25 protein-coding genes are annotated in these 26,505 nt (G+C 41.4%); 19 read left to right on the top strand and 6 right to left on the bottom strand.

All coding sequences use genetic code 11. The features are described 5' to 3' along the window. Window positions 1–110: 110 nt before the first annotated feature. From MsAm2_RS02775 to MsAm2_RS02730, 10 genes are all read left to right on the top strand, one after another. On the top strand, window positions 111–932 hold the full coding sequence (locus MsAm2_RS02775) for an HFX_2341 family transcriptional regulator domain-containing protein (RefSeq protein WP_338098284.1): 822 nt from the start codon (window positions 111–113) through the stop codon (window positions 930–932). Between the two features lie 62 nt (window positions 933–994). Beyond that, the gene (locus tag MsAm2_RS02770) at window positions 995–2,269 is read left to right on the top strand and encodes an ImmA/IrrE family metallo-endopeptidase (protein ID WP_338098283.1); all 1,275 of its coding nucleotides are present in this window, start codon (window positions 995–997) and stop codon (window positions 2,267–2,269) included. Beyond that, window positions 2,257–2,793 (top strand): DUF4411 family protein, encoded by a 537-nt coding sequence (locus MsAm2_RS02765; RefSeq protein ID WP_338098282.1) that lies wholly within the window; start codon window positions 2,257–2,259, stop codon window positions 2,791–2,793. The genes MsAm2_RS02770 and MsAm2_RS02765 overlap by 13 nt, the downstream gene beginning before the upstream one ends. Window positions 2,794–2,872: 79 nt before the next feature. Beyond that, complete coding sequence (locus MsAm2_RS02760; protein ID WP_338098281.1) at window positions 2,873–3,895, top strand: RIO1 family regulatory kinase/ATPase domain-containing protein; 1,023 nt, start codon at window positions 2,873–2,875, stop codon at window positions 3,893–3,895. A gap of 304 nt (window positions 3,896–4,199) precedes the next feature. Next, entirely contained in the window at window positions 4,200–5,051 is an 852-nt protein-coding gene (locus MsAm2_RS02755) for a pirin family protein (protein ID WP_338098280.1), read from the top strand. A gap of 230 nt (window positions 5,052–5,281) precedes the next feature. Continuing rightward, on the top strand, window positions 5,282–5,410 hold the full coding sequence (locus tag MsAm2_RS02750; protein ID WP_338098279.1) for a hypothetical protein: 129 nt from the start codon (window positions 5,282–5,284) through the stop codon (window positions 5,408–5,410). A gap of 231 nt (window positions 5,411–5,641) precedes the next feature. After that, window positions 5,642–6,886: an adenosylhomocysteinase gene (locus MsAm2_RS02745; RefSeq protein WP_338098278.1), complete on the top strand. Its 1,245-nt coding sequence runs from the start codon at window positions 5,642–5,644 to the stop codon at window positions 6,884–6,886. Window positions 6,887–6,992: 106 nt separating this feature from the next. Further along, on the top strand, window positions 6,993–7,568 hold the full coding sequence (locus MsAm2_RS02740; RefSeq protein WP_338098277.1) for a helix-turn-helix domain-containing protein: 576 nt from the start codon (window positions 6,993–6,995) through the stop codon (window positions 7,566–7,568). A gap of 51 nt (window positions 7,569–7,619) precedes the next feature. After that, window positions 7,620–9,296, top strand: coding sequence for an AMP-binding protein (locus MsAm2_RS02735; RefSeq protein ID WP_420846977.1), 1,677 nt, complete (start codon window positions 7,620–7,622; stop codon window positions 9,294–9,296). Window positions 9,297–10,200: 904 nt separating this feature from the next. Next, window positions 10,201–11,352, top strand: a complete 1,152-nt coding sequence (locus tag MsAm2_RS02730) for a Fic family protein (protein ID WP_338098276.1) — start codon at window positions 10,201–10,203, stop codon at window positions 11,350–11,352. A 42-nt stretch (window positions 11,353–11,394) separates the two neighbouring features. Here the strand turns inward: MsAm2_RS02730 and MsAm2_RS02725 are convergent, their stop codons facing one another. Both MsAm2_RS02725 and MsAm2_RS02720 read right to left on the bottom strand, forming a co-directional pair. Beyond that, a complete protein-coding gene (locus MsAm2_RS02725; protein ID WP_338098275.1) occupies window positions 11,395–13,230 on the bottom strand; it encodes a radical SAM protein in 1,836 nt (611 codons plus the stop codon). A 5-nt stretch (window positions 13,231–13,235) separates the two neighbouring features. Further along, complete coding sequence (locus tag MsAm2_RS02720; protein WP_338098274.1) at window positions 13,236–13,424, bottom strand: hypothetical protein; 189 nt, start codon at window positions 13,422–13,424, stop codon at window positions 13,236–13,238. Window positions 13,425–13,544: 120 nt separating this feature from the next. On the opposite strand from MsAm2_RS02720, the gene ribC reads away from it, so the two are divergent. From ribC to MsAm2_RS02685, 7 genes are all read left to right on the top strand, one after another. Next, window positions 13,545–14,003 carry a riboflavin synthase gene (gene ribC / locus MsAm2_RS02715; RefSeq protein WP_338098273.1) on the top strand — a complete coding sequence of 153 codons (459 nt, stop codon included), beginning with the start codon at window positions 13,545–13,547 and terminating at the stop codon, window positions 14,001–14,003. 196 nt (window positions 14,004–14,199) lie between these two features. After that, window positions 14,200–14,607, top strand: a complete 408-nt coding sequence (gene ribH, locus MsAm2_RS02710; protein ID WP_338098272.1) for a 6,7-dimethyl-8-ribityllumazine synthase — start codon at window positions 14,200–14,202, stop codon at window positions 14,605–14,607. A gap of 142 nt (window positions 14,608–14,749) precedes the next feature. Next, on the top strand, window positions 14,750–15,895 hold the full coding sequence (locus MsAm2_RS02705) for a pyridoxal phosphate-dependent aminotransferase (protein WP_338098271.1): 1,146 nt from the start codon (window positions 14,750–14,752) through the stop codon (window positions 15,893–15,895). A gap of 317 nt (window positions 15,896–16,212) precedes the next feature. Next, complete coding sequence (locus MsAm2_RS02700; RefSeq protein ID WP_338098270.1) at window positions 16,213–16,482, top strand: STAS-like domain-containing protein; 270 nt, start codon at window positions 16,213–16,215, stop codon at window positions 16,480–16,482. A gap of 249 nt (window positions 16,483–16,731) precedes the next feature. Then, on the top strand, window positions 16,732–17,136 hold the full coding sequence (locus tag MsAm2_RS02695) for a hypothetical protein (protein WP_338098269.1): 405 nt from the start codon (window positions 16,732–16,734) through the stop codon (window positions 17,134–17,136). 69 nt (window positions 17,137–17,205) lie between these two features. Further along, a complete protein-coding gene (locus tag MsAm2_RS02690; RefSeq protein WP_338098268.1) occupies window positions 17,206–17,904 on the top strand; it encodes an IS1595 family transposase in 699 nt (232 codons plus the stop codon). A gap of 381 nt (window positions 17,905–18,285) precedes the next feature. Continuing rightward, complete coding sequence (locus MsAm2_RS02685) at window positions 18,286–18,744, top strand: ribbon-helix-helix protein, CopG family (RefSeq protein ID WP_338098267.1); 459 nt, start codon at window positions 18,286–18,288, stop codon at window positions 18,742–18,744. 224 nt (window positions 18,745–18,968) lie between these two features. Here MsAm2_RS02685 and rpiA read toward each other — a convergent pair whose 3' ends face one another. The 3 genes from rpiA to MsAm2_RS02670 form a co-directional block, all read right to left on the bottom strand. Continuing rightward, the gene (gene rpiA, locus MsAm2_RS02680; RefSeq protein ID WP_338098266.1) at window positions 18,969–19,667 is read right to left on the bottom strand and encodes a ribose-5-phosphate isomerase RpiA; all 699 of its coding nucleotides are present in this window, start codon (window positions 19,665–19,667) and stop codon (window positions 18,969–18,971) included. Between the two features lie 134 nt (window positions 19,668–19,801). Beyond that, on the bottom strand, window positions 19,802–21,142 hold the full coding sequence (gene aspS / locus MsAm2_RS02675; protein WP_338098265.1) for an aspartate--tRNA(Asn) ligase: 1,341 nt from the start codon (window positions 21,140–21,142) through the stop codon (window positions 19,802–19,804). Between the two features lie 431 nt (window positions 21,143–21,573). Beyond that, entirely contained in the window at window positions 21,574–22,527 is a 954-nt protein-coding gene (locus MsAm2_RS02670) for a TIGR00269 family protein (protein ID WP_338098494.1), read from the bottom strand. A gap of 93 nt (window positions 22,528–22,620) precedes the next feature. Between MsAm2_RS02670 and MsAm2_RS02665 the strand changes: the two genes are divergently transcribed. Together MsAm2_RS02665 and yciH are read left to right on the top strand one after the other, a co-directional pair. Continuing rightward, window positions 22,621–24,207, top strand: coding sequence for a tripartite tricarboxylate transporter permease (locus MsAm2_RS02665; RefSeq protein ID WP_338098264.1), 1,587 nt, complete (start codon window positions 22,621–22,623; stop codon window positions 24,205–24,207). Window positions 24,208–24,683: 476 nt separating this feature from the next. Further along, window positions 24,684–24,992 carry a stress response translation initiation inhibitor YciH gene (gene yciH / locus MsAm2_RS02660; RefSeq protein WP_338098263.1) on the top strand — a complete coding sequence of 103 codons (309 nt, stop codon included), beginning with the start codon at window positions 24,684–24,686 and terminating at the stop codon, window positions 24,990–24,992. Window positions 24,993–25,171: 179 nt separating this feature from the next. On the opposite strand, the gene MsAm2_RS02655 is transcribed toward yciH, so the two are convergent. Then, window positions 25,172–26,431, bottom strand: a complete 1,260-nt coding sequence (locus MsAm2_RS02655) for an Nre family DNA repair protein (RefSeq protein WP_338098262.1) — start codon at window positions 26,429–26,431, stop codon at window positions 25,172–25,174. Between the last annotated feature and the right edge of the window lie 74 nt (window positions 26,432–26,505).

Below are 26,505 nucleotides of genomic sequence, written 5' to 3'. Positions count from 1 at the left end.
TAATTTATATTCCAAGTATATAATTGTTGCTAACATAGTAAGTTTTACATACTTACTATCCTTATTACCATTCAAAAGCTTAAATAATAATTAAAGCTTATCAATAAAATATGAATCTAGTACCTTTAAGAATACACATTGCTGTTGTTGGATTTGAAATAGACAGGATTAGTCAAGCAGCTATCAAAAATAGGGCAGATAAAGTATACCTCATTTCAAAAAAAGAAGAAGATGATGGTCTTATTTATTTAAAAAAGAATGAAGAAATTTTAAAAAATAAAGGGATTTTTGTCATTATTGAGTTAATTGATGATGTCCATGATATAATATGTATACTTGACAAATTAAAAAATATTATTAAAAGGGAAAAAGAAAATTTGATTTACATAAATATTTCATCTGGAAGCAATTTATCAGCTGTTGCTGGAACTATTAGTTCTATGATGTTTGATAAAGATTACAATATTATTCCCTACTATGTGAAACCTGAAAAATATCTTGATTGTGATGAAATCCGAAATGAAAAATCAGAATATGGGCAGTTTCCAAAACTCAGAACGACTGGAGTAAAAGAAATCGTTGACATTGTTACGTTTCCCACAAAATTACCTACGCTACCATTAATCAAAGTATTAAAAAAGATAAATTCGGAGAAAGAAGGAACTATAACAAAGAAAAAATTACTTTTGTACATTGGAGAGAGCGAAGAAACTGCAAAACAATTTAATTACCCCTATTTTGAAAAAAGTTCATCATCTTCCGTTCTTGAAAAAGCAAAAAATTATGCGTGGTTAAATCAAAATATTATTGAAAAGTTAAAAAATGAATGGAATTTTATTGAAGTTCAGAAAGAAGGAAAAAGCTCCAATATTTATCTTACACAAAAAGGAAAAAATATGCTCAAATATCTAGATGATGAGCCGAATTGCTAATTTTATAATCCCTCCAAAAATTTAAAAAGATTCAAATCCCTAAACAACTTAACAAATTCTTCATGACGATCACAACAGGCGATTTCTTCATGTCACAAACCAATCCAGGTCTCCAAGTCAACCCAAAAATTCTGGCTTTTGGAAGAACTTCCTTCAACATGACCATCGAAGATGTTGCCCGAAAAATCGGTCAAAAACCTGAAGTTATTCAAGAGTGGGAAGCCGGAACTTTATTTCCGACTTATGCTCAGCTGGAAAAGCTGGCGACCGCTTACAAAATCCCATTGGCAATCTTTTTATTTCCGGAGATTCCTGAAGAATACAAAATCCGGTCGTCGTTTCGGACACTTCCCGATTCTGTTTATGACAAATTGGATGCCCATATGATTCTGTTGTTCCGAAATCAAAAATCAATTTTGGAAAACATGAAGGAGCTGGACCAACTTTTGAAGGGCAGCGAAAATCCGGGATTATTTTTTGAGAATTTTTCTTGGATATCATCTGAAGTTCAAAAAAATAATCTTGATCACATACGATTCCGTTCATTGTTTGGCGTTTCTTTGGACGAACAAAAAAGCTGGAAAGACTCAAAAGAGGCGCTTGAAACCTGGATCTTCGCATTTGAATCTTTGGGCATATTAGTGACTCGGGACGCTTTTTTAAATGACGATATTTCCGGATTTTGCCTATACGATGAACGCTATCCTTTGATTTGCCTCAACAATTCACACACCGATAACCGCTGCATTTTCACACTGTTTCACGAATTCGCGCATCTGGCGATGCAAACCAGCGGCATTGTTGACCGGAATGATGGTTTCATCGAAGAACTTGAACCCAGTGCTCGTGATGTTGAAATTTTGTGCAACAAAATCGCCGGCAAACTTTTGGTTCCGGATGATGATTTCCAACAAACAATCCGTCGGATTGAAAGTGAAACAAACGCCGGCATATCCGATTTGCTTTCAGATTGCCTTTCGGAGTTGTTTGGCGAGATCATTTCCGAAATTGCGGAAATCTATCATGTCAGCCGGGAAGTTATTCTTCGAAAGTTTTTGGATTTTGGAATCATTGGACCGGATACGTATGAAATTTTCATCTCGAAATGGGCTCATTTTTCCAAAAACAAAAAAGAAGATAAAACGAAAGGCGGGAACTATTACAGCAACATGGCTGTCTATCTCGGCGACGCCTACCTCAAAACCGTTTTGTCCGCCTACAACGACCACAAAATTACAGACCAAGAAGCTTCTCTTTATCTTGGCGGCATAAAAATTGACAATATTCCAAAATTGGAAGAGGCCGCCATTTTGAGGTGGAACAAATGGCGCAAGTAAAGCCGGCAAAACAGCGAACCATTCGTTCCTATGATCTCGATGCCGATGACATCTACGTTTTTGACACAAGCATCATCAGCCAATTATTTCGGAATTATTATTCGGAAACTTTCCCGGGGCTTTGGAAAAAAGTAAATGAATATGTTTTAGACGGAAAAATCATCAGCGTTTCCGAAGCAAAAAACGAACTTCTTCAACATAACAACCTTCCGAAAATGACGAATTGGATTCACAAAAATTCCGGAATTTTTCTGGAACCAATACCGGAAGAGTTTAATTTCATCGCGGAACTTTTCAAAAAACCAGCCGGAAGACAATTAATCAACCGGAAAAATATATTAGAAGGTCTCCCGGCAGCGGATCCATTTATTATTGCAAAAGCCTATTCCATAAAAGGAACTGTCGTTACCACTGAAAAATTTAAAGAAAATGCTCCCAAAATACCGAATATCTGTCAAGAATATTCGGTTCCATGTTTTAGTTTGCAAAATTTTTTTAAAAAAGAGAAATGGATTTTTTCATAACACCTTTCCCCTCATTTTCCAGTTTTTTTATTCTCCACCAAAAACAACTATATATTATCCCGCTTCTTCCTCTTTTGAAATGATTGACGATACCTTAAAAATTTTCAAGGAATTCACGAAAAAGGATTTCCGGATTTTGGCCGGAATCGAACTTGGAATGCGGGATTTTGAATGGGTGCCGCTTTTAGAAATCCAACGGTTTGCCGGCCTTCCGCTGGACAAACTCCGCTACCGGCTGGAGTGGCTTCGCCGGAAAAAAATGGTCATTGGGACGCTTGACCCTTACGAAGGCTATAAGATTTATTTTGAGGCATATGACGCGCTTGCGCTTCACACTTATGTTCAGCGAAAGACATTTTCCGCAATCGGCGATGAAATCGGCGTTGGAAAAGAATCGGTTGTCATGGAAGTTCAAAAAGAGCCGGTGATTGCCGCCGCCGACCCCGAAACTTTCATTTTAAAACTTCACCGCGAAGGCCGGACCAGCTTTAAGCAAGTCAAAAGAACGCGGGAACACTTGGCGGGAAAAGAACATTTCTCATGGATTTATGCCGCAAGGCTTTCCGCCGACCGCGAATTTACAATCATGAAAAAACTCTGGCCGGATGTTTCCCTGCCAAAACCCATTGACCAAAACCGGCACACGATTGTGATGGAAGTGGCCAAAGGAAGCGAACTTTCCAAAACAAAAGTCTTGGATCCGGATTGGTACTTGGACGAAATTCTCCGGCAAATGAAATTAGTCTACGCCAAAGGAATTATTCACAACGATTTGAGCGAATACAATATTTTCGTATCGGAAGACGGCATTCAAATCATCGACTGGCCGCAATACGTCACTCTTGCACACCCGCATGCGGATGAGCTTCTTCGGCGCGACGTCGAAAACGTCATCAACCATTTTTCCAAAAAATACCAAATCGAACGCGATATTGACGAAACTGTGGCGGAAATCAAAAAAGGCGTGGCGATTGACATCGACCAGTTAAAAGAAGAATTCCCGGAGGAGGAGAAATTGCCGGAAGAAGAATTGCAAGAGTTTAAATCCGAATCTGATGTTGAGTCTGAAGTTGATTTTGAAATAGATTTGGAAGACGAATAAAATTGACTTTTGCATATTTTACGGAGGCGGCCTGCGCACACGTTATGGTGCCCGATTTTTTTAAAAATTATAAAATACCGGGATTCGTTTTTTTCTTTTTTCTTTTTTCTTTTTTTCTTTTTTCTTTTTTCTTTTTTCTTTTTTTCTTTTTTTCTTTTTTATTTTTTTTCTTTTTTTGACATCCTCCTTATTTTCGATAAATATCTACAAAAAATCATTTAATTAAAAATATATATATACCAGTCCGCCCCTCATTTGTTTTATTTATTTAATAATTTAAATTACATTTTGAGGAGGAATTCTAATGCCGGTTCGAAAAATAAAGAAAATCATTCGGGGAACCCATCAAATTGATGGGGCCGGTGTGAAATTGGTTCGCGTTGTCGGACACAAGGATGTTGCCGACTTTGACCCGTTTTTGATGCTGGACGCTTTTGATTCCAAAAATCCGGACGATTACATTTTGGGATTTCCGCATCATCCGCATCGCGGAATTGAAACAGTGACGTATTTGATTTCCGGAAAGGTGGAGCATGAGGACAGCCTGAAAAATAAAGGAGTTATTGGCGGCGGCGATTGTCAATGGATGACGGCCGGCAGCGGAATAATTCATCAGGAGATGCCAAAACCGGCTGACCGGATGCTGGGCTGCCAGCTTTGGGTGAATCTTCCGGCCCGGGACAAAATGACGGACCCGAAATATCGGAATCTGACACACGATTTAATTCCGATGGTTGTGGAAAACGGCATGACGGTAAAAATTTTGGCCGGCGAATACGGCAACAAAAAGGGAGCGATGCAAGCGGATTATGTTCCGATTAATTATTTGGACGTTTCTATTCCACCCGCTCAATCTTGGAAATGGAAAACGAATCCCACGGACACGCTTTTCATTTATATTTTAGAAGGAGGTGCCGAATTTTTGGATGCCGGCGAAAACAAGCTGACGGTTTTGGAAAAAAGCGCTGTTTTGTTTGACAACAACGACATTTTTGAGGTAACGGCCGGCAAATCCGGGGTCCGGTTCATTCTTCTTACCGGAAAACCCTTAAAAGAACCGGTGGCGTGGGGCGGACCGATTGTGATGAACACGAGAGAGGAACTTGAATTTGCGTTTTACGAGCTTGACCGCGGAACATTTGTGAAACACAAATAATTCCCTCTTTCTTTTTTCATTTTTACTTTCATTTTTACTTTCATTTTAACTCTACTTTTCAATTTAATTCTCTTCGATTCTAATTCTCTTCGATTCTAATTCTCTTCGATTCTAATTCTCTTCGATTCTAATTCTAATTTTTTCGTGCATGCCGTCATGCAAAATCAGACGCTAAAGCGTCTGATTTTGCAGATTGTTGTGAATTGCAGCAACCGTAAATTAATAAACAGATGCAGCAAACTGAAAATTTAGAAACAGATGCAGCAACTGAAAATTTAGAAACAGACGCAGCAACTGAAAGTTTAGAAACAGATAAACGCAAACTGCAAAATCAGAGACAGACGCAGCAAGTTGCATAATTAGAAACAGATGCAGCAAACTGTAAAGTTTGTTATTTTTTTGTATTCTTGTATTCTTGTATTCTTATATTCTTGTTTTCTTGTTTATTTTTGTATCCTCATTTTTTAAAAAATATTCTTTCTTTTTTATATTCCTGTAATTTGTTCATGGATTATTTATATCATCAATACAATTTCCCTCAAATTAACAACAAATCAACAATAAATTTACAAATTATTGAGGGGAAAAAGATGTTATCAAACAAGGAACTCTTAGAATCCGGAACCCAAAAAATGGAATGGGCAAAGAATCATATGCCGGTTCTGGAACAAATCCGGCAGGAATTTGCCGCGAAAAAACCGCTGAAAGGAAAAAAGATTGCAATGGCCCTTCACGTGGAAGCCAAAACCGCGGTCTTGGTTGAAACTTTGGCAGCCGGCGGCGCAACCGTTGCAATTACGGGATGCAATCCCCTCAGCACCCAAGACGACGTGGCGCAGGCACTTGGGAACCTTCCCGGTATTTCCTGCTTTGCCAAATATGATTGCAGCACATCCGAATATTATGAAGCGATCGACCAGGTACTTGACATTGCGCCCGACATCACCATTGATGACGGCGCCGACTTGATTTTTAAACTTCACAAAGAGCGGCGCGACCTTCTCCCAAAAATTGTCGGCGGATGCGAGGAAACCACAACCGGAATCCACCGCCTTTTGGCCATGGAAAAAGAAGGAGCGCTTGAAATGGCCGTCCTTGCGGTCAACGACGCACAAACCAAATTTTTGTTTGACAACCGCTACGGAACCGGACAATCCGCTTGGGATGGAATCATGCGAACCACCAATCTGTTGGTTGCCGGAAAAACAGTTGTCGTCGGCGGTTATGGCTGGTGCGGGCGGGGAATTGCCATGCGTGCGGCCGGGCTTGGAGCGGAAGTTGTTGTGACGGAAATCAATCCGGTGCGTGCGCTGGAAGCCCGGATGGACGGCTGCCGCGTGATGCCGATGGCGGACGCTGCCAAAATCGGTGACATTTTTGTGACCACCACCGGTAACTGCGATGTGATTTCCGGCGCGCATTTCCCGCTCATGAAATCCGGCGCGATTTTAGCCAACGCCGGCCACTTTAATGTGGAAATTGATTTACCGGGTCTGGAAAAATTATCTTCCGGCGTAAAAACCGTCCGGAAAAACATTAGGGAATACACACTCAATGGCAGCGGTAAAAAAATAAATGTGCTGGCGGAAGGACGACTGGTGAATTTAGCGGCCGGCGACGGTCATCCGGCGGAAGTCATGGACATGAGTTTTGCCAACCAGGCCTTAGGCGTCCGGTACATTGCGGAAAATAAATTAAAACACGGCGTCCACAAAGTACCGGCGGAAATTGACGAACGGATCGCGCTTCTCAAATTAAGATCCATGGATGTTGAAATTGACCGGCTCAGCGACAAACAAAAATGCTACACGGATGACTGGGAAGCCGGAACTTGAGAGCGAAAAACCCAACCAATCCATCAACAATCAAAATACAAGTCTTAAATGTAAAATATTTTCAAAGACATTATTTCAAAAAAAAATCAATAATCAGCGGATGACTATGACTGAAAATATCGGAACAAAAATAAAAGCGATTCGTGAATCGCAAAAAATAACGCAAGAGGAACTGGCCAAAAGAAGTGGTTTGGATTTGGTTCAAGTGACGGCGATTGAAGACAACACCAACATTCCATCACTGGCACCGCTCATTAAAATTGCGCGTGTTCTCGGCGTCCGCCTCGGCACGTTTTTGGATGATTCGGACAACTTAGGGCCCGCAATCACCCGAAAAAACAAAGCCAATGAAAGCATTCAAACGTCAAATTCCAATACGGAAAAGCATGCCAAATCCCACAACAATTTCTTTGCGCTTGCCCCGCAAAAAACCGGGCGCAGCATGGAGCCATTCATTGTTGAAATCAATCCGGCGGACGAATCCAAATTGGCGGTTTCCGCCCATGAGGGTGAAGAATTTATTTATGTTCTGGAAGGATTTGTCAAAATCATTTACGGTCAAAATACGTTCATTTTGGAAGAAGGCGACAGCATCTATTATGATTCCATTGTGAACCATTTGGTGTGCGCGGCCGACGAGACCGGCGCGAAAATTTTGGCCGTTGTGTACGCTCCAATGTAAAATAACGTCACCCAAAAAATCGGCACAAAAAAGCAGACGGAGTAATGAGATATGACAGACACAAGAAATCAGAATGGGCTTATGCTTTCTGACCGGACGCTCGGAGAATGGCTCGAATATTGGGCCCAAGAAACGCCGGACAGAGAATATATTGTCTATTCCGACCGTGATTTGAGATTTACCTGGAAAGATTTTAACAAGCGCGTCGACAACATGGCCAAAGGACTCTTGGCAATCGGCGTTCAAAAAGGATATCATGTGGGACTTTGGGCAACCAACGTTCCCGACTGGCTGACATTTCTGTACGCGTGCGCCAAAATCGGCGCGGTGTGCATTACCGTAAATACCAGCTACAAGCAGCATGAATTAGAATATCTGGTGGAGAATTCCGACATGCATACCCTGTGCATTATTGACGGAACGTTTGACGGCGACTATGTTCAAATGACCTACAACATGCTGCCGGAACTCAAAACCTGCCAACGCGGGCACTTGAAAAGCGAACGGTTCCCGCACATGAAAAATGTGATTTACATCGGTCATGAAAAACACCGCGGCATGTACAATACTGCTGAAATTTTGCTTTTGGGCAACAATGTCGGGGACGCTGTTTTGGAAAAAGCCAAATCCGAAGTGAATTGCCACGATGTGGTCAACATGCAATACACCTCCGGAACTACCGGTTTTCCAAAAGGCGTGATGCTGTCCCACCACAATATCGCAAACAACGGCTACTTGGCGGGCGAACACATGCGGTTTACGCAAAACGATAAGCTTTGCGTTTGCGTTCCGCTTTTCCATTGTTTCGGTGTGGTGCTTGCGACCATGAATTGCTTGACGCACGGCTGCACACAAGTGATGATTGAAAAATTCGACCCGCTTCTCACGCTGGCTTCCATTCATAAGGAGCGATGTACGGCACTTTACGGCGTTCCGACGATGTTTATTTCCGAACTCAATCATCCGATGTTTGACATGTTTGATTTAACCAGCCTTCGGACAGGAATCATGGCCGGCTCCCTCTGCCCAATTGAACTCATGCGCAAAGTGAGCGAGAAGATGCATTTGAAAATCACAAGCGTTTACGGCCTGACGGAATCTTCGCCGGGCATGACACACACCCGGATTGACGATTCCGCCGATGTGCGGTACACAACAGTCGGCCGTCCGTTTGAATTTACGGAAGTCAAAGTGTTGGACCCGCAAACGAATACAGAATGTCCGCCGGGTGTTCAGGGAGAAATGTGTTGTCGCGGCTATTTGATTATGAAAGGCTATTACAAAAACGAGGAAGCGACAAAAGAAGCCGTTGATGAAAACGGATTCCTTCATTCCGGAGATTTGGGAATTATGGATGAAAACGGCAACTTCCAAATTACCGGCCGGATCAAAGACATGATTATTCGGGGCGGAGAGAATATTTATCCGCGCGAAATAGAAGAATTCCTGTACAAGATGCCCGGCATTAAAGATGTTCAAGTGGCGGGCGTGCCGTCGGAAAAATATGGCGAAGCGGTTGGCGCGTTCATTATTTTGCATGAAGGCGTCACGATGAAAGCGGAAGATGTCCAAGACTTCTGCCGCGGTCAAATCGCACGCTACAAAATCCCCAAGTATGTCTTTTTCCTGGATGCTTTCCCCATGACCGGAAGCGGAAAAATTCAAAAATACAAACTTCGGGAAATGAGTTTGGAATTGTGCAAAAAACAGGGAATTGAAGTGATCTAAAGCAATTCCTTCTTTCTTTTTATTTTATGCCGCCGCTGCGCGCGTTATGACAGCAGATTTTTTAAAGTTTTTCAAAACCAATGGTTGATTTTTTTTCAATTCGTTTTTTTTCATTCCTTTATTTTCATTTCAAACAAACCCCCAAAAAATTCAGGGCGAAAATTTTGAATGATGGACTGCAAATCCAATTCAAAGAAAATCTCCCGATTCAATCAGATGCGCGAGCGCATCTGATTGAGATCGGATTTGTTCACAAGAATAGATGGACAGGCGAGAAGTGAGCAGCAGTTTCATAATCATAAACAGAGTGCAGCCGACTATAAAACTAAAACAGGGTGCAGAACTTCACATAAAATCAATTCAATTTGGACCTGCTGATTTTGCTTTTATTTTTTAAAATTTGTTGCAATAACGTGCGCATGCTACCGCAAACTGCAAAAATAGAACTTTTTTTGAGGTTGAGTTTCATTTTCGTATTTCATTTTCACATTTCATATTCGTATTTCATTTTCGTATTTCTTTTTTAAATTATACCCGATTTGATGTAGATTTCAGAATACACATCAAAATATACCCAAAAAGGTATAATTTTGATGATTTTTCAATTTTTGAACCCGATTGGGTATAAAATCAGAAATCTTTTAATAGCGCGAAGGCAGCCGACATATCCCACAATCTCGCTTCCAAGAAGGGCAGAACTTCATGATTTCTAAGAAGTTATGAAATTAAAGAACGCCTCCACCCAATTGTTAAACCCATTTTCAAAATCAGACAAATGTTATCATAGCAACTGTCCATTTTATTCACCGCACAAAATGCGGCAAATAATTTATATATTCACCGCATAATGTGCGGTGAATAATGGAGAATAATTTATTTGATTTACCGCAAAAGAATGAAAATTATGTCTTTTGAATCGTATATTTATGAAAAAAAGAACTGGCCGTCTTTTACTTGGAATGAGGGGCATCTTCTTCCCGTTCTCGGACGCGTCCGGAATTTGCAGGGAAAACTTTTCGGAAAAATGATTTCCTTGGGTTTTTCACTCAAAGCGGACGCTGTTCTTTTGACACTGACACTTGACGTTCTCAAATCCTCGGAAATTGAAGGAGAATATTTAAATCCGGATCAAGTCCGCTCATCTGTTGCTAAACGGTTGGGAATTGATATTCCGGAAAAAATGTCCTCCAACCGGACCGTGGATGGCGTGGTGGACATGATGCTGGATGCTACCCAAAATTATCAAATGCAGCTGACAACCGACCGTCTTTTTAGTTGGCACACCTCTTTATTTCCGGCTGGAAAAAGTGGAATTTATCCGATAACGGTTGGAAATTGGCGAAAAGATGAATATGGACCAATGCAAATTGTTTCGGGTCCGGCCGGCAAACAAAAAGTTCATTTTAAAGCGCCGGACGCCGCCAATATCCCCGCGGAAATGGAAAAATTCCTGAATTGGCTCAACCATGAGAGTGGTCATGAAAGTAGTCATGAAACAAATCACAAAAGCGGCCAAAAGGAAATGGATCCGGTCATCAAGGCCGGTGTTGCTCATCTTTGGTTTGTCGTCATCCATCCGTTTGACGATGGAAACGGGCGGGTGGCGCGGGCGATTTCAGATATGCTGCTGGCACGCTCCGATGGCAGTGCCGATCGGTTTTACAGTATGTCCACTCAAATCTTAAAGGAACGAAAAATGTATTATTCCGTTCTTGAAAATTCAAAAGATTTGGATATCACACTTTGGCTGGAATGGTTTTTGAATTGTTTGGAGCGGGCGCTATTATCTGCGGAAAGCGTTTTGAACCAAATTTTTAAAAAATCCGAGTTTTGGACCATTCATAAAGAAACGTTGATGAATGAACGACAGAGGCTGATGATCAACAAACTCTTGGATGGTTTTGACGGAAAGCTTCAAACCTCCAAATGGGCAAAAATCGCGAAGTGTTCCAATGATACGGCGCTTCGGGACATTCAAGATTTAATCGAAAAAGGAATTTTAATAAAAGAGGCGGCCAGAGGCAGAAGCACAAATTATGAATTGGCAAAATTTTAATGTATAAAGGTTAAAATTTTAAAAGAAAGAATTTTGAAAAATTCACGCCTCAAAACTCACAAACCGCACAATCATTTTTCCGTGTTCGGATTTTTCAATCAACTCTTTTTCGTCGGCATAAGGCCTATTTGAAAGGATTGACTCCGCCATCTTTTGATTGAGACCCGGCAATTCCTTGAGCAAGGCCGCGGATACGGAATTGATTTTGACCGGATACAAAATTCCGGAAACGGAGCGGTAACCGTGCCCGGTAATAACAATATCATAGAACCGCCCAAGTTCTAATTTTTCGGGAATTCCGATGAGGAGCGGATACGTTCCGAATTGACGGCCAAATGTTATTTCGGATTTGGACGCGGAGGTGGTTTCGTGAATTTCCGCAAAAACATCTTTTAAAACCGTTCCAGCAGGAACCACACGGCGAAGCATCGGCAAATCAATTTCTTTTCGGATTTTTTCCTTATAATTTTGGAAATAATCGTTCTTTTGCATGTGTTTTGAATTTGATTTTTTGTCCAAAACATATTTTTGGGACAAATCCGCTTTTTGATTTTGGGGATGGCTGCTGCCGGCATTTAATTTTTCAAAAATCGGTGTTTTTGGAAAAGCCATCACTTGACGGATATTGATTCTTCGAAGCATTAATCCTTCGTCATAAACTTGTTTTAAAAAATCGGCATTGAGCTGGAATGTTTTTTTGGTTTCTCCCAAAAGCCCGTGAACAAAATTAAGGCCGGGTAAAATTTCCGGCATTCCATTTTCGCCGCGGGCCGCCCCGATTTTATTCACCAGGCGGATCGCATCCATGACTTGTTCCGGCGACGCTTTCAAATCGTTAGCGGAAATGACAGCCGGGTCCGCACTTTCAAGCCCCATCGCAATCACATCTCCCGGCGTGTGATATCGGATAATCGTTCTTAAAATTTCGGCGGCTTCGTTTGGAAACGCGGCAATCGTTACCGGATTTCCGTTATCCATGTGAAGCGTTTTTAAGTCCGGTGCCGCCTCCCGAATTCCGCGGTACAAATTTTCAATCGCCGCCGGATTTGGTTTTAAAAAAGGAAAGCCGGCATCAATTCCTTTGTAGGCGAATAAATCCGGCTGGCGGCCGATTCGAAAATGCCGTGCCTGATTCTCATAAAGCGCCCGAACCTCAGCGGCGATGTCTTCTTCATCCCGAAAATCCGGGCGCCCATAAAAGGATTCCGTGCAAAAAGAACAATGTTTTTTACGGCCGCACCCGCGATACGTCTCAATTTCACAAATGATGTCCGGAAAATTCGGGTGCTGACCAACAACAAAAGCGCCGTTTTTGGACCAACGCGCGATTTCCGGAGTCTTCCGGTATCGGTGGACAATTAAATTGGAATTTTGATTCGCAGGGGGTTGGCTGGAAGGGGGTTGATTGGAGGGGTTTTGAGGGGCACCGTTTGTGTTTTGAAAATAATCAAAAACAAAGCTTTCAATATCTTTTTGAGCCAAAAGAACATCTTTGGGTAAAAATAAATCAGCCGCCGTTGCGATTTTGCCGCCTTCTTGTGAATAACCCAGGCGAATCGGTCCGCCCAGTATTTTGATTCCGCCGGCGAGCCGGAACAGCGCCCGGATTTCTTCATCCGTAATCGGCGTTCCGGTCAGATATTTTCCGGGAACCGTCATTCCGGAAATAACAATAAAAACGTCGGCCGTCTTTATCGCTTGCGTCCAGCTTTTTCCGGTCGCTCGGACTTGGTCAATTGTCAAATACAAAATATTATCGGCGGAAAAACCACATTCTAAAAGCGCACCGGCGACATAACGCGGGTAAGGAGAAATGTAGGGCGGAACACCAAAACAAGCCGGCTCATCCACATATCCGTCCAAAATAATCACGTTCATAAAAATTACACCCAAACCCCGCATCCAAAGATGATTTTTAAAAATCTGTTTTCAAAATCCGTTTTCAAAATCCGTTTCAAAATCCATTTCAAAATCCATTTCAAATCCATTTCAAAATCCATTTCAAAATCCATTTCAAAATCCGTTTCAAAATCTGTTTCAAAATCCGTTTCAAAATCCGTTTCAAAATCCATTTCCAAGAAGACATTGCTTTTTAATTAATTTTATGGCGGTCAAATTTGACTCTATTTTTGAAAATCGAGTGACTGTACAGACTGCAAACATTTATCTATTTTTCATTCTTCTTTTCATTCATGCCGACAATTGGAATTGCAGATACGACTTTTGCCCGTTACAATATGGGCGCCGCCGCAATTGATGAATTGAAAAACTCGATTTCCGCCAAACTCATCCGGGTGACCGTCCCCGGAATTAAAGATTTACCGGTGGCGTCAAAAAAACTTTTGGAAGAACAAAACTGCGACATTGTCATCGCTCTTGGAATGCCTGGAAAACAGCCGCAAGACAAAATCTGCGCACATGAAGCATCTCAAGGAATCATGATGGCGCAACTGATGACTAACAAACATATCATTGAGGTTTTTGTCCACGAGGATGAAGGAAAAGATGACCAGGAGCTCAAATTTTTAATGGAACAGCGGTCCCGGGAACACGCGCAAAATGTCGTGAAAATGCTAACGCGCCCGGAAAAAATGATTCAAGAAGCCGGAACCGGACAGCGGGAAGGATTTGCGGACGCAAACCCGCTTTAATCTGGGGGGCCGGAAAAATCGGGTCCGGAATTTATTTGTGATTTTGCCGCAAAAGTGGGCGGACTGACAACATATATAAATGTTCAACATTTTTAAGTACAAACAGTTATATTTAAAATAAATTTTTTAAAAATTACTTTTTTAGATAAATTTGTAGATTATTGAATTTTATTGTAAATCAAAGGATGAAATCATTATGACAATTAATATCGGTTTTGTTGTTTCCGAATTTAACCGCGACATCACCTACCAAATGGAAATTTTGGGCGAAGAACACGCCAAATTCTTAGGGGCCAAAGTCACTCAGAAAATTTACGTCCCCGGCGCTTATGACATGCCGCTTGCGATTAAAAAAATGTGCGAAAACAAAAACATTGACGCGGTCGTGACCATCGGGTGCGTCATTGAAGGCGATACCAAACACGATGAAGTGGTCGTGGCGCAAGTCACCCGGAAAATGACAGACTTGTCTTTGGAATACGGAAAGCCGGTAACGCTTGGAATTTCCGGTCCCGGAATGACACGCATGCAGGCAATGGAAAGAATGGATTACGCCAAAAGAGCGGTGGAAGCGGCTGTCAAATTGTGCCAGCGGATTAAATAATCAAGATGACTTTTCGATTTTTAAAAATTTTTCATTTAAATATTTCATTTAAATATTTTTGTTTTATTTATTGTTGGACGGACCAAATCACTTTTTAACAAAACATAGACGTGTAATAACGATTTTGAACGGGATGAATTTTATGATATCTTCACGGGTGGAGCGGGTGGAAGAATCGGCGACGATGAAATCTTCAAAAAGAGCGAAAGATTTAATCAGCCGGGGCGTCGACGTCATCAATTTTACATTAGGAGAACCGGATTTTGATACGCCGGCCAACATTACGCAAAAAACAATCGATGCCATGAAATCGGGAGAAACGCATTATTCTCCGGCGGTCGGTCTTCCCGCTCTTCGGGAAGCGGTGGCGCAAAAGCTTCGAACGGAAAACAAAATCGACACGAAGGCCGGAAATATTATGATTACGCCCGGCGCGAAGCAGGGTATTTTTGAAGCGATGATGACCTTAATTGATGAAGGCGATGAAGTTCTTTTGCCAGACCCGTCTTGGGTTTCTTATGACGCGTGCATCCGAATGGCGGGTGGAAAAACTGTCTGGATCCCGACCGACCCAAAAAATAAGTATCAGCCGTTGGACGATCTTTCGGAATTCATTACCCCAAAAACGAAAATGATTGTTGTCAACACGCCGTGCAATCCGACCGGCTCCGTTTTGGATAAATCTCATCTTTTGGAAATTGCCGACTTGGCGATAGATCACGATTTTTTTGTGTTGTCGGATGAAATTTATGAAAAAATTATTTACGACAAAAAGCACGTCAGTATTGCGTCTTTGGACAACATGGCCGACCGGACGATTACAATCAACGGCTTTTCAAAAGCTTACGCCATGACCGGCTGGCGCCTCGGATATTTAAATGCGCCGGCATCTGTTTTTCCAAGTCTTGAAAAAATTCAGAGCCATTCCATCAGCAATGTGACTACTTTTGTTCAATACGGCGGCCTCGAGGCTTTAACCGGTCCGCAAGACACCGTTATGAATATGCAAAAGGAATTCAAGAAGCGCCGGAGCGTTCTTGTGGACGGGCTTGTGAAACTCGGGCTTCAATGTGACATGCCCGACGGCGCTTTTTATGCGTATCCGGATGTCAGCGAATTTGGAACCGGGGCCGAAATCACCGACCGGCTGCTGGAAGAAGCACAAGTGGCCGTCTCCCCGGGAATTGCTTTTGGGGAATCCGGCAAAAACAACATCCGAATTTCATATGCGGCTTCCGTCGAAAGAATAGAAGAAGCATTGATTCGAATGGAAAAGGTATTTTCATAAAAATTCTTCGCGACACTTTTGGGATATTTCAGATCAATTATTATTCATCTCTTTTTTATTTTTCCAAAAAAACGGCTGCAGGATTTATTTTTTCAGGAATTTATTGTTGATCTGTTTTTTATTTTTGGCGGCGGCGCGCGTCGGGAAAGGATCAGGAATCGTTTTTTATTTTTTTTCAAAAAAAGATAGTTGTGGTTTTAAACACAAAAATCGATTTTTAATTTTTATTTAGAGTTTTTTTTAAATGTTTTCAAAAAGAGTTGATAGAGAAAAAAAATCATCTTATAATACTAAAAATTAAGAGAGATGTTTTTCACATGTGTACGATTAAAGCAAAAAACTACATCGAGGAAGGATTTTCCGGAGAGGAAGCCGAGATTCTTAAAACGGTCATCGACAAAGCTTTGGAAACTGATGAAACCGTAACGGTTGACTTTTCCGAAATGGAATATTTTATAACTTTTTTCTTTAACCGGGTTTTTATGGACCGGCTGGATAAAATGAAAGTGGAGGAATTTAATTCCCGGATTTTCGTGGAAAATTTGTCCAAGGTCGGACAAGGGGCTTACGATCTCTGGCTTACGTGAATTCTGTTGAATATTCCAGCCTGACGCCGGAAGGAAGAGGAGTGGAACAGAAAGTTACGAAGAGCTTTTAGAAGATATGGGGTTGATTTAATGATTTATACAATATCGAATCTGCTTGAAATTAATCCGGATGAAATTTATTTTTTGGATTCGAATATTCTTTTGTTTATTATGTGGATGAAGAATATCCGAATCAGAACATAACAAAACGAAGAACTTACTTGGATTTTGTTAAACGCCTTCAAAAAAATGGAAAAAACATTATTTGTCTCCACATTAAATCTGCAAGAAGTGTTGCATGTCATTGAAAAATGGGAATTTGACCGTTACCGCAGAAACAATAATCCAAATATAAAATTGAAACGTTACCGTCAAAACCAATCGGGGCGGCTGAAATTGAAATATAAATTGGACTTCATTCTTCAACAGATTGAACAAGCTTATTCAATTGAGGAAGATGCGATTACGAAAGAGGAGATTCGAAAATTTGTTTCTGCTTTTGAAAACCATGTTTACGACCCGATTGACTTTTTCGCCGCTCATTCAAAATGCGAGGCCGGATGTTTCAATTACATCACGGACGATTCCGATTTTAAAAATAACTTCAAATTCCAAACGGAATCGGATATTCATTTGTATACTTACGATACATGAGACTGAAATCAAAAAAATAGAAGGGTCATGACAAGAACAGCCAAATAATATGGTGTTTAAATCATGATCATGCAAGTGAAAAATAAATATGTTTACCGTTCGAAAATTTCTGAGGCAAAATTTCGCCAAATTGTGAGACTATTTGCCTTAGATCTGGATGCGACACAAATATCCCAAATAGTAGGATTGAGCCGTGTAACCATCAACAGATATTTGATGGCAATCCGCGAGCGGATTGCCAAATTTTGTGAATCAGAATCACCCTTTCAAGGAGATATTGAAGTCGAATATGAAGTTGATGAATCTTACTTTGGCCCGAAACGAGTAAAAGGCAAGAGAGGACGCGGTGCCGGCAATAAGACAATTGTTTTCGGATTGATAAAACGGAATGGGAAGGTTTATACAGAAATCGTTCCGGACTGTTCCAAATCAACATTGCAATCTATTATCCGGGGAAAAGTAGATACCAATAGCGTTATTTACTCGGATAAATGGCATGGATATGATGGTTTGGTGGACTTGGGATATGGTAAACACTATCGTGTAGACCATGGTAAGGATGAATTTGTTAATGGAAAAAGTCACATTAACGGGATTGAAGGTTTTTGGGGATTCTCAAAAATCAGAATGAGTAAACACAGAGGAATTAATAAAAAGTATTTTTATCTTTATTTGAAGGAATGCGAATTTAGGTATAATTTTAGGGATGAGAATTTATACTTACTTATTCTAAAGATTGTAAGAATAAATCCTCTGTTCTTATCTTGACCCATAAACTTTATATTCCGAAATCATTTTGATTCAATACATTGCCACACATGTCTGTTTGATATTTCGCGTAGGTTGCCACATCGTTTTTGCCGCCCGGCGTGATATTTAAAACGCCCGTGCGACACCCTGAAAAACAATGCGTAACCCTCCGGTTTGACAAATAAATTGGAGCAAAAATCAAAGGGACTTGATTTTTGCCGAATCGTTCATTTTGTTTTTGCCGGCAAATACACTACATAGTTGTCAAGATATATAAATTTTACCAAAAATTACTACATTTTAGTCATATAAAAGGATTTAATGACAAATATGCATCAAAAATAGTAATAACCATCATTTACTATTATATGACCTATGTCTCAAGCCCATCGAAAAAAAATGTCTATTTCACTTTCGGTCAGCCCATCCACCCTCACAAAACTCAAAAACTTGGAGGCCACTGAAAAATTCGGTTCCATCTCAGATATTGTCTACATCTCCGTGTGCGAATTTCTGGGAAAAATCAAGATTTACAAAAAAGAATCGAATTGGGATTACGGTTTGCTGATGGATTTTGCCGCCGAAGACAAATTACCGAAAGGAAAAATTTCCATATCACTCAGCCCTTATGTGGATGACGAAATCAAAAAAATATCCGGCCGGACCGGAAAATCCAAATCATTGATCATCCGCGCGGCGATTGATGATTTCGTAAACGGTTATAACGATACGGAATCGGAAGAAATCCGTCCATTCATACCGGTTCAAAAAATGAATGCGGTCGATCTTCGTCTTTACCGAAATGAACTGAAAAACATTATGCGGGAATTATTAGAGGAAATAAAAGTGGAACAATAAATTCACAAAAACAATAAAAACGAATCAAAACCCAATTCACAAATCATAAGAACAAAAAAAAGAGATACTAAAAACAAAATAGGAAAACAAATACACAAAAAACAAAACCAATCGGTAAAAATGAAAAAACAAAAAAAAAGCATTAAAAAATGCCAAAACAAAGGCAAAAAAAAGCAAAATGAAAAAACAAATGAAAAAATCAACAGCAAATGAAATGAAAAAAATCATTTCTTTAAAATTTCAATGCTGCCATCTGTTTTTCCAATGACAACTTCATCGGCGTTCATGAAAATTCCATGCTCGACTACGCCCGGAATTTGTGAAATTTTCGCGGCCAGCTCTTTCGGATTTGGAATGGACCCAAAATCACAATCCAAAACAAAATTACCGTTATCGGTAATCACCGGGCCGTCTTTTTTCGCGGCCGCCCGAAGAACCGGATTGGCGCCAAGTTCTTTTAACTGCCGGACTGCCAACTCTTTCCCAAACGGCATCACTTCCACCGGAACAGGAACAGACAAAACATCCGATCTCTTTTTCGGATCGGATACGATCACAAAACGATCCGCTGACATCGACACTATTTTTTCGCGCGTGTGCGCGGCGCCGCCGCCTTTGATTGCAATCAGATTTTGGTCAAATTGGTCGGCACCGTCAATCGCAATCGTCAGGCGGGGAGTTTGCGCAAGCGTCGTGAGCGGGACGCCGGCCTCAATCGCAATCGCCTCCGACTGAAATGACGTGACAACACCCACAATGCTGAGATTTTCTTCCCGGACACGCCGGCCCAATTCGCGGATGGTATACGCAACGGTGGAACCTGTCCCCAGGCCGACCCGATCCCCGTCTTGGACAAGCGACGCGGCATAAATGCCGGCCGCCTTTTTTTCCGGCGATTCCTGCGATTGATTTCTGTCCGACATTTCAAGACTCCTGATTTTTACTTGATTTTTACTTGATTTTTACTTGATTTCTTGTTGACGATTTTTGACAATTTTTTTGCAATTTTTCAATTGAATTGATTATTTAATTCAGAATTGAATTGAATATAATTCGCTTACGGAGACAAGCGTTTTCTGTCCCTTGGAAATAAAACCGCTTCCCGAACGTTGTCAAGACCCAGCATGGTCATGACCAACCGTTCGCAGCCGACACCAAATCCGCTGTGCGGCGGCATTCCAAACAGAAACGGCTTGAGATAAAATTCAAAGCTGTCGACATTCAGACCCTTGGCTTGAATCTGGCTGCAAAGGATGTCGTACAAATGTGCCCGCTGCGCGCCGGAAGACAATTCCATTGTGCGGTGCATCATGTCAAAACTGTTGGAAATTTCAGGGCGCACGGCATTCGGCATCGCGTAAAACGGCTTGGTTTTGGTCGGCCACGCCGTAATGAAATAGTGGGACTCACCCGTCTTTTGGAACACATATTCTCCGAAAAGATGTTCAGCTTGAGTTCCGATGTCATCCCCGAATTTCATTTTGGTTTCAATTTCCGGGATTTCATTGTTGATAATACTTAAAACCTCTTCATACGCATATTTGTAAAACGGCAGTTTCGGAACTTTAAGGTCAACGCCCAAAATTTCAAGGCTTTTCTCGCAGTTTTTCAAAACATCCTCGTACACCCGAGCAATCAGTTTTTCCAAAAGTTCCATGACATCTTCGTGATCGGCAAAACTCATTTCAACATCAATGGATGTCGCTTCATTGAGGTGTTTGCGAGTGTCATGCTCCTCCGCACGGAAAATCGGACCGATTTCAAAAACACGGTCAAATCCGGATGACATGAGCATTTGCTTAAACAGTTGCGGGCTTTGATTGAGGAACGCTTCCCGGTCAAAGTATTGAATCGGGAATAGATCGGTTCCGCCTTCGGTCGCCGCCGCTACAATTTTTGGGGTCGCCGTTTCCATGAATTTGTTTTCATAGAAAAATTCGCGAATCGACTTTAAAACCTGGCTGCGAATCAAAAAAACCGCCGTTCCTTCCGCGCGCCGCAAATCAATAAACCGATTGTCGAGACGGGTGTCCAGTTCCGCGTCCACTTTTCCGGTGGTGTCCATCGGCAGCGGAGACGTGGATTCGTTGACAAGCGCAATCGATGTAGGGATTATTTCATAACCATTGGGCGCCTTGGGCTCGGCTTTTACGATTCCCGTAACGGTAATGACCGATTCCCGGACTTGGCGCTTTGCGATTTCTAATAGTTCCGGCTCCGTTTTCTTTTTCACAAGCGTGATTTGAGCCCGACCGGTCCGGTCGCGCAGGACAACAAAACAAATGCCGCCCAAATCCCGGATTTCATGAACCCAGCCGGCCAGCGTAATCGACTTTCCATCTTCGGCGGCCGGGTTGACTTCCGCCGCGTAATGCGTTCTGAGACTTTTTAAAGACATAAATTCACCTGAAAAACAAAATTTCAATAAAATAATAAAAATACGTAAAATAAGGTAGAATAAAATTTTTCAATCTACTTAAATTAAATGGATAGGAAGGAAAATAGCGAATCCATCAATTAAATGTGACGATTCGGCGTATCCCTCAATTTTAAAAAATCCGTCCCCGGTTTTGTTGAAATCTTTTTAAAAATTGCCACCATAATGCGCGCGATGTCGCCGCAAAATATAAAAAGAAAGAAACAAGATTAAGAGCAAAAAAGCAAAGGACGGCAAAACCTTGGAAATCAAACAATACTACCATTTTGTCAAATTTCAGCATCTTCTTTTAACATTCATCATATTGGCGCTCGCCTACCTTTATATTTTTGTGATTTAAATTTTTGCTTGAATTTTCACAAAACAAAAGAGCACCGCCGATTGAAAAACCATCAGGATTGCAACACATTTTTTTCCAGCATCTTACAGGCTTGGCAAACAGAATCATTGCACGGCTCACCGCAAATTTCACAATTTTGAAGATCGGAGACCGCAAGACCCGATGCAAGCAGCGGCACCATATTGTCAAACCCGCGCACCAGTGAATATTTTGTTCCCGGGTGGTTGACTTCAAAACCGTTGAGCATGCGCCGGACTTCTTTTCTAAGTGCGCCAAAAGAATGCGGGCAAGACGTGAGCTCCATTGGAAGATCATGAAGATAAGCGTAAAGTGCCACTTCTTTTTCCGGAATTTTCCGAAGCGGTTTTGCCCGGACAATAAAACCATTCAATTCACTTGCGGCGGAAAAACGCACCATCCGCTCCACATCGCCCCGAAAGTGGTTGAGCATAATGGTTTGTGCCTCATCATCCAGATTGTGTCCGATGACCAATTTGGTGGCACCGATATCGCGTGCGACTTTGTTGAGAATTTTTTTCCGCAAAACCCCGCAATAACTGCAAGCTCCTAACTCTTTTTTTTCGTCCCCGAGATGGTTTTCCAAAAGTCTTTTCTCCGACGCAATCGCATCCATCGTCTTTCCATATTCGTCGGAAAAGGACCGGACAATATGTTCAATTCCAAGACGCGCCGTCATTTCTTTGGCGCGCTCAATTGACTCATTCCGGTACCCGGCGATTCCTTCGTCGATTGTCACCGCGATAATTTTAATGTCGGGCCGGTTCCCGAAAATTTTGTGCATCAGAAGAAGGGCAACAGAGCTGTCTTTTCCGCCGCTGAGCGCGACGGCAATCACATCATTTTTACGAATCGGATAACGCTGGCGGAGCGTCAATTTCGCCTTGCGTTCCAAATCTTCAAAAAAATGTTTTTCACACAGATGAAGACCGGAATAAGGCTGGTAAATAATTGACGGAGTGCTGCATTTTTTGCATTTGATGGTCATGAATTTTGAAAAATAATTCTTCCAATCCATTTAAACATTCTGATTTTAAAAATTTCAGAGAAGTTAAATAGAAAAGATTATTCTTTTCTGTTTATGATATCCGGCATCGAATTTGAAGGAACACAACTCTTTTCCAACCCGCTCACCGGACTTTTCGCCTGCGTGATTTTCGGCTGGATTTTTGGTTTCATTTCCGGCCTCGTTCCCGGGATTCATGTCAATAATTTCGCGATTCTCCTTGGAAGTACCGCGCCTGTCCTTTATACATTTGGATTGTCTCCCATAACGGTATCCACCATTATTTTGGCGTGCGCCGTTTCCCACACATTTCACAACATTATTCCCGCCATTTTTTTAGGGGCGCCCGGTGAAGATACTGCACTTTTAGTTTTGCCCGGTCACCGGCTGTTGCTTGATGGAAAAGGACCTAATGCCGTTCGTTTGTCGGCGATGGGAAGTGCGGGCGCCATTTTGCTGTCCCCCGTCATCATGATCCCGATGGCGGTTTTCTTTTACTTTGCTTACCCCCATTTGCATCCGTATATGGGATTTATTCTTCTCTTAATTACGGTTTTAATGGTCGCAACCGAAAAAGGAACAGAAAAAAAAGCTGCCGCCTTTTTTGTATTCCTTGCGGCCGGACTTCTCGGATATTTCGCGTTTGGCTTAGAAGACGGCATTCAATCCCCGTTGGCCTTTTTTTCGGCGACGCAAGCGTCGGTTCTTATGCCGCTCTTAAGCGGCCTTTTTGGCGCGTCTCAGATGATTGTGAGTTTTTTGACCGAATCCGCAATTCCCGACACAAAAAAATCCGTGGAAACATTTCCCAAAATCAAATTCATAAAAGGCATATTGAGCGGAACGATTACCGGCGCGTTTGTCGCGTGGATTCCGGGTGTTTCATCATCGGTTGCTGCCATTATTTCCGGATTTTTTATCGGGCGAAAGAAAAGGGAAGAAGAAAATGAAGCGGATGATGAAAAGAATCAGACGGGCGATGAAAAGAATCAGACGGACGATGAAAAGAATCAGACGGATGATGAAAAGAATCAGACGGGCGATGAAAAGAATCAGACGGACGATGAAAAGAATCAGACGGATGATGAAAAGAATCAAGCGGACGATGAAAAGAATCAAACGGATGATGAAATTAATTTTAAAAACAACAAATATATCGAATCTAAAGAAGAAGAGGAAAATAACGCCAAAGAATTTATCGTCACAATTTCCGCCATCAGTACCGCAAACGCTCTTTTCGGGCTTTTGGCTTACTTTATCATCGGAAAGACGAGAAGCGGCGCAGTGGTTTCGATCCGCCAAATTTTAAACGATGCCGGAATGGCAATTGACAGCAATGTTCTTGCCGCCGGAAATTTAGAACTTTTCTTTTTGTTTTATCTAACCATTCTTTTAACCGGATTTTTGTCTTATTTTTCAACCATTTGTGCCGGTAACCGCGCAACCGATATTTTAAAGAATATCAATTATCAAAAAATATCTATCAGTGTCCTTATTTTTCTGCTTGTTCTGGTTGCCGTGATGACCAGATTTTACGGCTGTGTCATTTTTGCGGCGGCCACACTGGTCGGATTTTTGCCGATCGTCTTAAAAGTTAAAAAAACGAATTTGATGGGCGTAATTTTGTTTCCGGTCATGCTTTATTTTTTCGGGTGGGGGTAAGAAAAGAATAAAAAACAAAAGAGAATAAAAAACAAAGAGAATAAAAAACAAAAGAGAATAAAAAACAAAAGAGAATAAAAAACAAAAGAGAATAAAAAACTAAAGGAGAACAAAAGAGAACAAAAAAGATAAAAGAGCCTTGAAAACGGATTTTTATTAAAAAAAGAATATTGAAATATCAGGGTTACCATTAGACTTTAATATCAAGTTGTTAATGATTTATATGTCGGAATTATGAAGGATAAGTCCGAATAATTGCGGAAATTTATTGAAATATTTATTAAATAATTGTAAAAATGATTTGCGGAAACAATTATTGAAATAATGATGTGATTGAAATAATAGAAATGATTTATTTGAGAGATTTCTATTTAAAAATCATTAAATATTAAAATAGATTAGAAATAACATTCTTAAAAATAAATGGACAAAGTCATCTTAAAAAAATACCTGAAAAAGGGAGGATTTATTGAGAAATGAGTGCAGGAATGTGTTCGGTTTGCGGTTTGCCTGAAGAATTGTGTATTTGTGAAGAAGTTGCGAAAGAACAGCAGCGAATCACCGTCAAAGTCAACCGGCGAAGATACGGAAAAGAAGTGACCATTGTTGAAGGACTGGACCCGAGCGAAATAGATATTCACGATCTTGCGACTTATCTCAAATCCAAATTTGCATGCGGCGGAACAATTCGAGGAAGTACGGTCGAATTGCAAGGAAACCACATCAGCCGCATGAAAGAAGTGCTGATGCAACGCGGATTCAGCGCCGACCAAATTAAAGATTGATCCAATCAACTTTTAATTTAATTTTTTTAATTTAATTTTTTTATTTTTCATTTTTCACTTTTTTATTATTTTTGTGTTTTCACTTTGGCATTCTTTTTTATATATATTTTATGTGTTAAAGCCGCCCTTCTCTTTTGCCGGAACCGCTCGCCCGCTAAAATTCCGTCCATCGGTTTTTTTTAAAAAGAATCCAGCCGCATCTGAACCGCGCGATTGTAAAGTAATTTCGTTTTGGCTTCCCATTGCGCTCTTGGCGTCATGATACGTTTGGACAAATCCAAAAGAGCTTCCTCTTTTGTTTCAAATATTTTCTTATTTTGAAGCGCAACCCGAGCCGCTTCCCGAACCACCCAAACTCCAAGCGGCGCCCAATAATTCTGATTAATTTCCCGAATTGCGAAAATAAACGCCTGGCGCTTGATGGACTCCAAATATTCCAATACCGGAAGTCGGGCCGCATAATATCCGCCGGTCAAATTGGAATATTCTTTTTTCCCGTAAAAATCCTCATGATCTTGACCGATATAGGTTTCCGCCCCATTCCAAACCGAGTGCGACATCCAAATTTCAAGCAGCTCAAATGAAAAACTGCCCGGCAGCAATAAGATTTCAAACCGGTTTCCGAAAATTTCACCGGACAGAAGCGTGATTTCCCGAATGTGTGGATAATCTTTTATCCGCGCGATGAGATCTTTTCCGGAAACATCATCAACCGCTGTAATAGACCAACGTGTCGGAACCAAGCGGCGGTCCCGCCCGAGAAGACCGATGGACATCAAACGTGTGATTTGTTCGCTGGACACATTGTCCGAATACAATTCCAAAATCGCGTCTTTGGAAAGCGCATCGGTGTCATAAACAAGCCGATCGACAGCGTTGGGGACTTTCGGATTTTCCGTGATTTGAAAATCTTTAATTTGACCGGACGGCCCCATCGGCATCATCATGCTGTCAAATTTCAAATCCGCGACAACCGGTTTTTTAAACCAAGCTTCCGTGTCAATCGGGCTTTTTGAGAGCGCCAATTCCTGGGCTTTTATGAGTAAGGGATTATTGGTCTTGGCATCGGACGGTTTAAACGCCGTATTGGCGCGAACCAAAGCCGTTCGCATGGAAATAACATCTTGCATGGTCAAATCATGCCACTGCCTGGAATCTTCCAAAATACCGGGGTTTTTTTCAACTTTTTCCTGCAAGATGGCGGATGCTCCCCCGACTTTTAATTCCGGAAGTTCCAAGGATGGCGGAATGAGCGGACCGCCGGAAAGATTCGGATAATTGTAACTGCCGACAAAAACAGAAGGAGGAGAAGGACCAAAAACACTTGTTACATTGGACAAAGATTTGGTAATCCGGGTGTTGCTTTTAAAGCGTTCCAGAATCGGGCAATACGGGCGCCCACATAAACCTTTTCCTTTACAATGAACACAATCCGACATCGTCCAACCCGGAAATATAATTTTTTGAAAATTTCAACCAAAATGAGCCGGCCATATTGAAAAAGAATGAGCAG

This window comes from Methanolapillus ohkumae (assembly GCF_032594355.1).
Classification (GTDB): domain Archaea; phylum Halobacteriota; class Methanosarcinia; order Methanosarcinales; family Methanosarcinaceae; genus Methanolapillus; species Methanolapillus ohkumae.
Note: the sequence above shows the minus strand (reverse complement) of the source record. Positions and strands in the feature narration are given on the sequence as shown.